At 48.3% G+C, this 11,913-nt stretch carries 9 protein-coding genes; 2 read left to right on the top strand and 7 right to left on the bottom strand.

Annotated features, from left to right (window positions below):
- Both L976_RS18100 and L976_RS18095 read left to right on the top strand, forming a co-directional pair.
- On the top strand, window positions 1-1,010 hold a 1,010-nt coding region (locus L976_RS18100; RefSeq protein ID WP_047540697.1), incomplete at its 5' end, for a methyl-accepting chemotaxis protein.
- 305 nt (window positions 1,011-1,315) lie between these two features.
- Window positions 1,316-2,083 (top strand): substrate-binding periplasmic protein, encoded by a 768-nt coding sequence (locus L976_RS18095; RefSeq protein ID WP_047539014.1) that lies wholly within the window; start codon window positions 1,316-1,318, stop codon window positions 2,081-2,083.
- A gap of 71 nt (window positions 2,084-2,154) precedes the next feature.
- Here the strand turns inward: L976_RS18095 and carB are convergent, their stop codons facing one another.
- From carB to L976_RS18060, 7 genes are all read right to left on the bottom strand, one after another.
- Window positions 2,155-5,379 (bottom strand): carbamoyl-phosphate synthase large subunit, encoded by a 3,225-nt coding sequence (gene carB / locus L976_RS18090; protein WP_047539012.1) that lies wholly within the window; start codon window positions 5,377-5,379, stop codon window positions 2,155-2,157.
- A 27-nt stretch (window positions 5,380-5,406) separates the two neighbouring features.
- On the bottom strand, window positions 5,407-6,567 hold the full coding sequence (gene carA, locus L976_RS18085) for a glutamine-hydrolyzing carbamoyl-phosphate synthase small subunit (RefSeq protein ID WP_156143202.1): 1,161 nt from the start codon (window positions 6,565-6,567) through the stop codon (window positions 5,407-5,409).
- Window positions 6,568-6,735: 168 nt separating this feature from the next.
- Window positions 6,736-7,548 (bottom strand): 4-hydroxy-tetrahydrodipicolinate reductase, encoded by an 813-nt coding sequence (dapB, locus tag L976_RS18080; protein WP_037415093.1) that lies wholly within the window; start codon window positions 7,546-7,548, stop codon window positions 6,736-6,738.
- Between the two features lie 70 nt (window positions 7,549-7,618).
- Window positions 7,619-8,236: an FKBP-type peptidyl-prolyl cis-trans isomerase gene (locus L976_RS18075; protein ID WP_037415090.1), complete on the bottom strand. Its 618-nt coding sequence runs from the start codon at window positions 8,234-8,236 to the stop codon at window positions 7,619-7,621.
- 192 nt (window positions 8,237-8,428) lie between these two features.
- Window positions 8,429-9,238 (bottom strand): M48 family metallopeptidase, encoded by an 810-nt coding sequence (locus tag L976_RS18070; protein ID WP_047539007.1) that lies wholly within the window; start codon window positions 9,236-9,238, stop codon window positions 8,429-8,431.
- A 135-nt stretch (window positions 9,239-9,373) separates the two neighbouring features.
- The gene (locus tag L976_RS18065; RefSeq protein WP_047539004.1) at window positions 9,374-9,967 is read right to left on the bottom strand and encodes a GNAT family N-acetyltransferase; all 594 of its coding nucleotides are present in this window, start codon (window positions 9,965-9,967) and stop codon (window positions 9,374-9,376) included.
- A 134-nt stretch (window positions 9,968-10,101) separates the two neighbouring features.
- Window positions 10,102-11,442, bottom strand: a complete 1,341-nt coding sequence (locus L976_RS18060) for a DEAD/DEAH box helicase (RefSeq protein WP_047540691.1) — start codon at window positions 11,440-11,442, stop codon at window positions 10,102-10,104.
- Window positions 11,443-11,913 lie beyond the last annotated feature (471 nt).

Raw genomic sequence — 11,913 nt, 5'->3', positions numbered from 1 at the left:
TTGAAATCGAAGAGCTAAAAAATATGGCCCGCGAAAATGAAGCCATGCAACAACAGTCCCGCCAAAATACCGATCATTATAGTGCAGTGATTGCCTGCCAAAATCAGGGCGGCGAGATGTTAAATGCAGTGAGAGATGGCCTTGCCAGCAGTGCAGAGCTACTCACTGAAGAAAAAGAAGCACTGTCCGAATTAGATAAGATTTTTGATCAAACGCGGGTAGCCATTATTAATTTAGGTAATAGAGCAACCTATATTAATGAACAAGCCACCAGTAGCATGACTGCTGTAACCGAGCTCGATAGTACCACTTCTTCTATTAACCAGTTTGTTGCCGCTATTCAAGGGATCTCTGAGCAAACTAACCTACTCGCTCTCAACGCAGCAATTGAAGCCGCCCGAGCGGGCGAAGCTGGACGAGGTTTTGCGGTAGTTGCCGATGAAGTCAGACAATTAGCCAGTAAAGCTCACGAAGCGAGCAGCCAAATCGAAAAACTAGTAAAACAGATTGTTACACAAGCCTCTAATATTAAAGAGATTGTCCATAATAACCAAAACAGCGCTCTTGATGTTGCCTCATCTTCAACACAAATAGGGCAAGTCGTTGAAGATGTACTGCAACGTTCTAATAAAATGCAGCAGGTAATTCATAATGCCGCGACAGCCTCATTCTTAAATACCACTAAACTCGACCACGCAGTTTGGAAGAGTAATGTGTATCAACTTATTGAAAAGAATCAGCACAGCCATGGTGTGAACTCCCATACTGAATGCCGTTTAGGCCAATGGTATTTTAAAGGCTTTGGTGCTGAAAATTATCAACATTTGAGTAACTTTAAGGCCTTGGATGCTCCCCACAAAGCGGTACACGATGCAGGTAAAGCAGCACTCGCGGCAAGGCAACAGGGCAATTTACCCGAAATGGTTAGGCAACTACGTTTGATGGAAGACTCAAGTATGCGGGTCGTCAATTGTCTCGATAATCTACTACGTGATGTTTATCGCCAGTAACAGCAATATATACCCATGAATAGCGCGCTTTTTAAGTGACCTATTCATGGGTCATCAATTAGCAACCTCACTCATCTAAAGCTCACTAAAACAGATATAGCGCATCGGCAGCCTCCTTTGCACAACAAGGAGGCAACTCTATCTTGCCTCAATGACCAATATGATTTATCGATAATTTTCTAACCCAAGAGTACAGATCACAAAATAACCCTAAAGTGGCTTGCGAGCTTAAGAGTTGTCATCTTTAATTCAATATGAGCACGCCGTGAGACTCGCATATAACATTCTAATTCCTAGGGTTATTAATGACATTTTTTACCCATTTAGTGCGCGTTATGCTTCTCTGCGTTATCCCGCACACAGCTCAGGCCACACTCAATATTTATACAGAAGAATGGGCTCCGATTAGCTTTTCGGTTGATGGCCAACCCGATGGATTAGCTGTACAAGTCGTGCAAGAAATCCAAAAACGTATCGATAACCAAGATCCTATCAAGATTGTGCCCTGGGCTCGTGGCTGGAAAATTATCACCGAACAACCCAACACGGTGTTATTCACAATGACACGTACCGCAGAGCGGGAGCGTATGTTTAGTTTGATAGGTCCTGTCGCGGTTGGCACAACAAACTTTTATGCTCTAAAAAGTAGCAAGCTTAACATTGACTCAATTGAAGGTGCTAAGCAGGCAAAAGCAATTGGGGTGTATCGTTCCTCTGTCGAAGAACAATTATTAATGGATCATGAGTTTACAAATCTCGCCCCCTCATCAACACCACTACTAAGCGCAAAGCAGTTAATGAAGCAGCGAATCGATCTCTGGTGCAACGCTAATCTCACGGCGCCAAGTATTCTTGCAGAAGCAGGAGCCAGTATTGATGATGTAAAATCCCTCTACACCATCAGCGCGAATCATCTCTATATTGCGTTTTCTCAAGGCACACCAACGGAGGAAGTTGATAAATGGAAAGAGGCACTAGTCAGCATCAAGGCCGATGGCACCTTTGCACAAATTTATCACCGCTGGCTGCCCAATGATGCGCCGCCAATGGAAACCGAGCGTATCGGTTTATAAACCTTTTACCCCTTAAAAACAAAGGCCGGATAACTCAGTTATCCGGCCTTTTGATTGCAGAGGCTTATGGCTTATTTAGCCAATACGCGCTGATGCAGCTCTTGCACCGAAGTCACGTTAGTGCGATCGTCCGCAGCGTGTGCCATGCAAGTGGCAAATGCCGCGTTCATGGTCGTGGTGTAGTTCACTTTGTAACGCAGTGCACCGCGACGTAATTGACGAGAGTCTTCAATCGCTTGACGGCCTTCGGTGGTGTTCACGATATAGGTGTACTCACCGTTCTTGATGCGGTCAAGAATGTGTGGACGGCCTTCGTGTACCTTGTTGACTAAGCGTGGGTTGATACCCGCTTCACCTAGGATTACCGCAGTACCGTGGGTGGCATCGATTTGATAACCCAGCTCAATCAGCTTAGCGGCTAAGTCGGCAACTCGTTTCTTATCGCTGTTACGCACAGACAAGAGTGCACGACCAGACTTAGGCACTTCAGAAGTCGCACCTAACTGCGCCTTAGCATAGGCTTCGGCGAAGGTATCGCCCACGCCCATTACCTCACCCGTTGAGCGCATTTCTGGGCCTAACAGTGGGTCAACGCCAGGGAACTTGTTAAATGGCAGTACCACTTCTTTCACAGAGTAGAAAGGTGGAATCACTTCTTCAGTGAAGTTTTGCGCTTTTAAGCTTTGACCTGCCATCACACGGGCGGCAATCTTCGCTAACGGCACACCAGTGGCTTTCGACACAAATGGCACGGTACGCGCTGCACGTGGGTTAACTTCAATCATGTAGATTTCGTTATTCTTCACGGCAAACTGCACGTTCATCAGACCGACAACACCCAGCTCCATCGCCAACTTGCCGACTTGCACGCGCATGCGATCTTGGATTTCTTGGCTTAGGGTGTAAGGAGGCAGAGAACAACCTGAGTCACCTGAGTGAACACCCGCCTGCTCGATATGCTCCATAATCGCGCCGATAACTACGGTTTCACCGTCACATACTGCGTCGATATCCACTTCGATAGCATCATCTAGGAAGTGGTCTAGCAGTACTGGTGATGCGTTAGATACGCTTACCGCTTCGTTGAAGTAGCGCAGTAAATCCTGTTGGTCGTAAACGATTTCCATCGCACGGCCGCCCAGTACGTAGGATGGACGCACCACTAACGGATAACCAATACGCTCGGCGGCAATTACCGCACCTTCAACCGTGGTGACGGTATCGTTTTCAGGCTGCTTCATTTCCAGGCGTTGAATCGCTTGCTGGAAACGCTCACGGTCTTCAGCACGGTCAATCGCATCAGGGCTAGTACCAATAATCGGCACACCCGCCGCCTCAAGGGCGCGAGCCAGTTTCAGCGGAGTTTGACCACCGTACTGCACGATAACGCCCTTTGGCTTCTCGATACGGACGATTTCTAACACATCTTCTAGAGTAACAGGCTCGAAGTACAGACGATCTGAGGTGTCGTAGTCGGTAGAAACGGTTTCAGGGTTACAGTTCACCATGATGGTTTCATAACCGTCTTCACGCAGTGCTAATGCCGCGTGCACACAGCAGTAATCGAATTCGATACCTTGACCGATACGGTTTGGACCACCACCTAACACCATGATTTTGTCACGGTTAGATGGATTCGCTTCACACTCTTCCTCATAGGTTGAGTACATGTAAGCGGTGTCAGTCGCAAATTCAGCCGCGCAGGTATCTACGCGCTTGTAAACTGGGTGGATGTCGAAACGGTCACGCAGTTTACGGACTTCAGTCTCGTTTACGCCAAGGACCGCCGCCAGACGCGCATCGGCAAAACCTTTACGCTTAAGCTTACGCAGCAGTTCTTCGTTAAGACCGGCTAAACCGCCTTCGGCCACTTGGCCTTCCAGCTTAATCAACTCTTCAATCTGGACTAAGAACCATGGGTCAATATTGGTTAAACGGAAGATTTCATCCAAGGTTAAACCCGCACGCATCGCATCGGCGATGTACCAAATACGGTCACAACCAGGCTCTTTTAGCTCGAGGCGAATACGGGCTAACGCATCAGGCTTAGACATGTCAGTAATCGGGTCTAAACCGTGACGGCTTACTTCTAAACCGCGCAGGGCTTTTTGCAGTGACTCTTGGAAAGTACGGCCAATCGCCATCACTTCACCCACAGACTTCATCTGAGTGGTTAAGCGATCGTTGGAACCAGCGAACTTTTCAAAGTTAAAGCGAGGTACTTTAGTCACAACATAGTCAATTGCAGGCTCGAACGACGCTGGCGTACGGCCGCCAGTAATATCGTTCATCAGCTCATCGAGGGTGAAACCCACCGCTAACTTGGCCGCAATTTTTGCAATTGGGAAGCCGGTTGCTTTTGATGCCAATGCCGATGAACGCGATACCCGTGGGTTCATCTCGATGATCACCATACGGCCATCTTTCGGGTTGATACCAAACTGTACGTTCGAACCGCCCGTTTCAACACCAATCTCACGTAGTACGGCCATAGAGGCGTTACGCATCAGTTGGTATTCTTTGTCAGTCAGAGTTTGTGCGGGTGCTACTGTGATAGAGTCGCCAGTATGCACGCCCATTGGGTCGAAGTTTTCGATAGAACAGACGATGATGCAGTTGTCGTTACGGTCACGAACCACTTCCATCTCGTATTCTTTCCAACCGATTAAGCTCTCGTCGATGAGTAGCTCTTTGGTTGGCGATAAATCTAAGCCTTGAGAACAGATTTCTTCGAACTCTTCCTTGTTATAGGCGATACCGCCACCTGACCCCCCCATAGTGAACGATGGGCGGATAATACAAGGGAAACCCACTTGCTCAAGAACGCCATAGGCTTCTTCCATACTGTGGGCGATGCCCGCGCGTGGACATTCTAAGCCAATGCTCTTCATGGCTTTGTCGAAGCGGCTACGGTCTTCTGCTTTATCAATCGCGTCGGCAGTAGCGCCGATCATTTCAACGTTAAATTCAGCCAGCACGCCTTTAGCTTCAAGCTCAAGCGCGCAGTTTAGAGCGGTTTGACCGCCCATGGTGGGCAGAATCGCATCAGGACGTTCTTTGGCGATAATGTTACGTACCACTTCCCATTGGATTGGCTCGATGTAAGTAGCATCGGCCATTTCGGGGTCGGTCATAATGGTGGCAGGGTTAGAGTTCACCAGAATGACGCGATAACCTTCTTCACGCAGGGCTTTACAGGCTTGAGCGCCTGAATAGTCAAACTCACATGCCTGACCAATGACAATCGGGCCTGCACCTAGGATAAGAATACTCTTTATATCTGTACGTTTTGGCATTGCTTCTCTCTTCTCCTAGCTTGCGTATTACTTAGCGTTCTGACGGTATTGTTCAATAAGCTCGATAAAGTGATCGAACAGTGGAGCCGCATCGTTCGGACCAGGGCTCGCTTCAGGATGACCTTGGAAGCTGAACGCAGGTTTGTCCGTCAGATGGATACCTTGCAGTGAACCATCGAACAGTGACTTGTGGGTCACTTTGATATTGGCAGGTAATGTGGCTTCATCGGCAGCAAAACCGTGGTTTTGGCTGGTGATCATCACGTTACCTTTTTCGATATTGCTTACTGGGTGGTTAGCACCATGGTGACCAAACTTCATCTTTAAGGTTTTCGCGCCTGATGCCAATGCCAGTAATTGGTGGCCTAAACAGATACCGAAAATCGGCGTATCGGTTTTCAGGATTTGTTGAATCGCTTCAATCGCGTAGTCGCATGGCTCTGGGTCACCAGGGCCGTTAGAGAGGAACACACCGTCTGGGTTCATTGCTAACACGTCAGCAGCGGGTGTTTTTGCAGGAACAACCGTCACATCACAGCCACGGTCAACCAACATACGCAGGATGTTTTGCTTAACGCCGTAGTCGTAGGCAACCACTTTGTATTTAAGCGCTTCTGCTGGAGTATCTTCAGGCAAACCGCCCACTAAACGCCAGCTACCTTTACGCCATTGGTAGGCTTTGTCAGTCGTGACTTCTTTCGCTAAATCCATGCCTTTTAAACCAGGGAAGGCTTTAGCAGCTGCAAGCGCTTTGGCTTCATCTAAGTCAGCACCCGCCATGATACAACCCGCTTGGGCACCTTTTTCACGGAGGATTCGAGTTAATTTACGAGTATCGATATCTGCGATGCCAACAACATTGTTTGCTTTGAGATAATCGCTAAGGGTTTGTTGATTACGGAAACTACTTGCTATGAGCGGAAGATCGCGAATGATTAAACCACAAGCATGAACCCCATTGGATTCGACATCTTCATTATTGGTACCAGTATTACCAATGTGGGGGTAGGTTAAAGTTACTATCTGGCGTGAATAAGAGGGATCAGTTAAAATTTCTTGGTATCCCGTCATCGAAGTGTTAAAAACAACTTCACCAACTGAGAGACCATCGGCACCTATTGCTGTGCCAGTGAATACGGTTCCATCTTCGAGTACGAGTAAGGCAGACTTTGTCAACGCGACCTCCATAAAGAGCCAAGCCACTGAAATATAATGTTTTTATGTTATGTTAAGATACCAATTTCCGCTGATTTACGAAATTTTGACAAATTCCAGCGAGTTTACAGGATAAACTCAAACTCGTCTACACATTGGTATCTGAGTGCAAAAAAAAACGCCAAATGGCGTTTTTTAATTTTAATGTAAACCTAATACCTGCTGCATATCATACAGACCCGGTTTCTGCTCCACCAACCAATGAGCGGCACGCATAGCGCCGTTGGCAAAGGTCATACGGCTGGAGGCTTTATGGGTGATCTCTAAACGTTCACCAATATCGGCAAACATGGCGGTATGCTCGCCCACTAAGTCGCCTGCGCGCACAGTCGCAAAACCGATGGTTTCACGGTCTCGCTCGCCCGTGATCCCTTCGCGGCCATAGACGGCGCATTTTTCAAGATCACGACCTAAGGTCTTGGCAATCACTTCACCCATTTTTAGTGCCGTGCCAGATGGCGCGTCTTTCTTATATCTGTGGTGACCTTCGATAATCTCGATATCAGTGTAATCGCCCATGACCTCAGCGGCCAACTCAAGCAATTTCCACATCAGATTGACACCCACAGACATATTCGGCGCCATCACCACCGGCGTTTGCTCGGCAAAGGCATTGATTTGTTCTTTTTGAGCATGATTGAAACCAGTTGTGCCGATCACCATGGCTTTCTTATGGCGTACGCACCAATCTAAATGGACAATACTGGCCTCTGGCGCAGTAAAATCAATCAGCACATCAAAGTCATCGGTCGCATAGTCGAGCGAATCCATGATAATGACATTTAACTTACCCACACCGACAAGCTCGCCCGCATCCACGCCAATTAAGCTTGAACCTGAACGCTCAATCGCCGCGCCTAAGCGAATGTGCTCTTGATGATAAGCCGATTCAATAAGAGTCCGTCCCATGCGTCCACCCGCACCGACAATTGCAACTCTCACTTGTCCACTCATTTCAATCTCCTCAATCTTTTTTGTCTTCCATACAAAAACGCCTAAGACTGGCTTAGGCGTTTCAATCACATTAGACGATGTCTAATAACTCGACTTCAAACACTAAGGTTGAGTATGGAGGAATAGAAGCACCCGCACCACGCTCACCGTAAGCTAAGTGATGTGGAACGAATAATTTTAACTTAGTGCCTACTGGCATAAGTTGCAGTGCTTCAGTCCAGCCAGCGATAACGCCAGATACTGGGAATTCAGCAGGTTGACCACGAACAACAGAGCTGTCGAACACGTCACCATTGATGAAAGAACCATGGTAGTGAGTACGAACAGTATCTTCGTAGGTTGGTTTTGCACCGCTACCTTGAACTAATACTTCGTATTGCAGACCAGAGTCAGTCACGATCACGCCTGCACGTTTAGCGTTTTCCACTAAAAACGCTTCACCTTCAGCAGAAGCCGCAGCAGCTGCTTGCTCTTGAGCCGCTTGAATACGACGGCTGATCTCAGTGAATGCAACTTGCATATCTTGCATAGATACAGCGCTTTCAACGCCAGCAAACGCATCGGCTAAGCCTGCTTGAACGGCAGCAATATCTACACCGTCAAAAGAATTGGCAGCCAGTTGCTCGCCCATTTGACGACCAACACCATAGCTTGCTTGCTGTTCAACAGTACTGAATTTATCAGACATAATTAACGACTCTCAATGTTCAATGGAATTTTGCGCGCCAGTTTACCATAGTTCCACGCCCTATGCTGATAAACTGACTGCTTATTTAACTTTGGCGGCGATTTTACGTAACCGATGCGTATTTATCCAGCAATAGCGCCTAATTGTGGCAAGATAAGGCCTGCATCTAAACGATCGCCACGCTCTGAATGACTATTTAGGCAACACGCATTGGTTTTTGATACTCGCCTTTGCGCTCTGATACAAAGGCTGCATTTGCCCCTGTAATTGCTCGAGTTGGGCGATGCGATTGCTGTTGGATGGATGCGTTGATAACAGCTCTGGCCCTTGGCTACCACCCGCTTTCGACATATTGTGCCAAAGCACCACACTCTGGGCGGGGTCGAATCCTGCACGTGCCATCAGCTCCAGCCCCATCACATCCGCCTCACTCTCCTGAGCGCGGCCAAAGGGTAAAATCACCCCGACCTGCGCGCCCAGTCCTAAAGCCGACATATATAAGTCACGGTTTGAAACGCCGCTCGCGCCAAGGGCGGCATCGGCGATTTGCATCCCCATCCCCGTCATCTGCGCCCGTGAGACCTGCTCATTACCATGCTGGGCTAATACGTGGGCCACTTCATGGCCTAAGACGGTCGCGAGTTGATCCGGCGTGCTCGCGACTTTTAATAATCCGGTATACACGCCAATGTGTCCGCCAGGCAGCGCAAAGGCGTTCACTTGCTCGGAGTTGAATAACACGACATCCCACTTCTGGCTTTGCTCGGGTAGCACAGCGGTCACCCGATTCGCCACACAATTTACATACTGGGTGAGTTTTTTATCGCTGCTGATCTTTTGCTGCTTTTTCATTTCTTCAAAAGAAGCATCCCCCATTTGCTGCATTTGCGATGCCGAATACAGCAAGGTTTGGCCACGCCCCGTGGGCGATTTAGTGGTCGCGCAGCCCGATAATCCTAACGTGAGTCCAACCGCCACTAAGGCGAGTGTTATTGATTTCATAGGGAACTCCTTAATCCGAACGAGGCTGAAGCTAGCAGACTCAACTAATAATGATTAAGATTTTACTGAGATAGCAAGCAGAAGCCAAACAAGATTCAGAATCTTGCCTAGTAGCACGAGTGAGCCAAGTGCCAGTTAACGTGCAATATAGTCTTCCCTTAACATGGCATAGAGGTACTCATCGCCCCATGCGCCCTTAAAGAAGATGTTTTTCACATAATGGGCTTCGCGCCGAAAGCCGAGTTTTTCGAGTAATCTACAGCAGGCAAGATTGTCTACATCGGTTATCGCAATGACACGATGCTTATCTAATTCCACAAAGAGATAACCCAGCAATGCGCTGACGGCCTCAAACGCAATCTGCTGGCCTTGATACTCAGGCGCAATCGTAAAGCCGATTTCCATTTGCTGCTCATCGATAAAATGCAGCGCCAAATCGCCCACTAAGATGGCAGGCGTCGCTGCCGATGCCTCAGAGACAATCGCCAATTGAAACCAAGTGTCTGCCGCGCCAAATTGTGCGTAATCCATGTTCTCGAATAACGCGACAGCATCGCTATAAGAATAATCCGTCCAGCTTTGATATTTGGCGACCTTAGGCTCGGCTCGATAGGCGGTAAAAGCTTCAAGATCCGCTCGCTGAAATAGCCGAAGCGTAAAACGTTGGGTGGTTAAACCATGAGTTACCATATGGTGAAGTGCGTTACCTATCGCCAATGTCGACGCCATGCCAGCTCCTTTCATGTGAATAAACCGCTAATGTCAGTAAGTCACTAAACTCGCTATATAGTTCGCCCAGCTGAAACCGGTAAACAGTTACCAATAAGTACTAGCAATTAAGGGATAGCAGCGCAGGCTTACACTCAACGCTTACCTTTAAATGCCTTGACGCTGTGCTTATTAATACTGCGACGATTCGCCTGTTTATCCCGAGGTGGACGCTTAGGTGCAACGTTATGCTCAGCACCATCCTCTCTAGCTCTTTCGCTCGGCTTATCGGTCACCGGAAAGTCCGCCAATGATGCTAACGGTAACTCACGCGCCGTCAAGTTGCGGATCGCGCTTAAGCTTGGCATTTCACCATGGCACACCAAAGAGATAGCGAGCCCGTTGGCGCCCGCCCTTGCGGTGCGGCCAATACGGTGCACATATACAGGCGCACTGGTGGGTAAATCTAAATTGATCACTACTGGTAAGGCATCAACATGAATACCTCGGGCCATTAAATCTGTCGCCACCAGCACTTGAATACGATTGGCTTTAAAGTCGGCCAAGGTTTGGCTGCGCACGGTTTGATCTTTTTCACCGTGCAGCGCAGCAGCATTTATCCCCGCCTTAACGAGTCGTTTCGCTATCGCATCCGCATCGTCGCGGGCACTGATAAACACTAACACCTGGGGCCATTGATATTGTTTGAGTAACGCAATCAATGCCTGCGACTTGCTGCCCTTATTGACTAAATACAGTCGCTCTTCGATGTCGCCAACCACAGCATTGCGTGTACTGGCCTCAACCCGCAGGGGATCATTGCTCAGCAATTTACCCACCAAGGAATCCAACGCCTCTGGCAAGGTGGCTGAAAACAGTAAGGTTTGCTTACGCTTAGGCATCATTGCCATCAGCTTTTGCACATCAGGCCAAAATCCCATTTCCAGTAAGCGGTCGGCTTCGTCTAGCACTAGATATTTTATCGAGTCGAGACTGATATAGGACTGCGTGCATAAATCCAATAAGCGCCCAGGGGTTGCCACCACAAGCTGCGGTTTAGCGACAAGTTCGGCTAATTGGTGTTCCTGCGCTATGCCGCCACAGAGAAGCTGAATATTCAAAGAAGACGATAACTTACTCGCCAGCGCGTGCAGCGCCTCGCTCACCTGCTGCGCTAACTCACGCGTTGGCACCAACACTAATGCTAGTGGATTAGCCGCAGGCACGGATTTAGCCATTGTTTGCGCAGCAATTTGTTGCAAGAGGCTTTGCAGCAGAGGCAAACCAAAGGCAAAGGTTTTACCACTCCCAGTTTGCGACAGCGCCAGTAAATCCCGCCCAGCCAGAATCGCCGGAATCGCCAGTTGCTGTACCCGTGTTGGATACTTGAGTGCGGCAGGCAATACCGAACATAACGCCGCATTGACGCCAAGCTCGGCAAAGGTTAACGACTCAGGGGAAGACTCTGTGGAAGGAGAAGGCTTAGGAATGATCATCGCAACACCAATAAAAACATGGGAGCGAAAGTTTACGCAGAGTTGGCTGCTAATACCAATGTTGTTTCGGCTTTGACTAAAGCCTTGGGGTAGTTGTTTCGTCATATCCAGTGACGTATAGAATTACCAACTATCAACAGGCAATCATTGCTTTAAAGGTTTTTAAATCAAAATCGAGGGTCTTCAACCCACACTCGACCAAGAGGGGAGCAATAGCAATCCCCTCTTGGATCTCCCTTGCCGCCCTAGCGAAGTTACATGCATTAACGCTTTATTTATAAATTAGGCCTTGGTCTTATAGATAAATTGCTATCGCTTTCGATGGTACAGCTTTACATCCATGTAAAGCTCTCCAGTTCGGCAGTCCCGGCCTCTCGATCATAAGCTCGAAAATCACCGATTTTCATTCGCCCCTGTATCTGCGAAAGCTAGCTGGTCATCTGATAGGCTGGATGCCTGAATGTCGAGAAG

This window comes from Shewanella sp. ZOR0012 (assembly GCF_000798835.1).
In the GTDB taxonomy this organism is placed as follows: Bacteria; Pseudomonadota; Gammaproteobacteria; order Enterobacterales; family Shewanellaceae; genus Shewanella; species Shewanella xiamenensis.
Note: the sequence above shows the minus strand (reverse complement) of the source record. Positions and strands in the feature narration are given on the sequence as shown.

Excerpts from the sequence above, each read along its gene's own strand:
- L976_RS18070 (WP_047539007.1), bottom strand. The coding sequence starts at position 9,238 with ATGAAATCAATAACACTCGCCTTAGTGGCGGTTGGACTCACGTTAGGA.
- L976_RS18060 (WP_047540691.1), bottom strand. The coding sequence starts at position 11,442 with ATGATCATTCCTAAGCCTTCTCCTTCCACAGAGTCTTCCCCTGAGTCG.
- L976_RS18065 (WP_047539004.1), bottom strand. The coding sequence starts at position 9,967 with ATGGCGTCGACATTGGCGATAGGTAACGCACTTCACCATATGGTAACT.
- dapB (WP_037415093.1), bottom strand. The coding sequence starts at position 7,548 with ATGAGTGGACAAGTGAGAGTTGCAATTGTCGGTGCGGGTGGACGCATG.
- L976_RS18075 (WP_037415090.1), bottom strand. The coding sequence starts at position 8,236 with ATGTCTGATAAATTCAGTACTGTTGAACAGCAAGCAAGCTATGGTGTT.
- L976_RS18095 (WP_047539014.1), top strand. The coding sequence starts at position 1,316 with ATGACATTTTTTACCCATTTAGTGCGCGTTATGCTTCTCTGCGTTATC.
- carB (WP_047539012.1), bottom strand. The coding sequence starts at position 5,379 with ATGCCAAAACGTACAGATATAAAGAGTATTCTTATCCTAGGTGCAGGC.
- carA (WP_156143202.1), bottom strand. The coding sequence starts at position 6,567 with ATGGAGGTCGCGTTGACAAAGTCTGCCTTACTCGTACTCGAAGATGGA.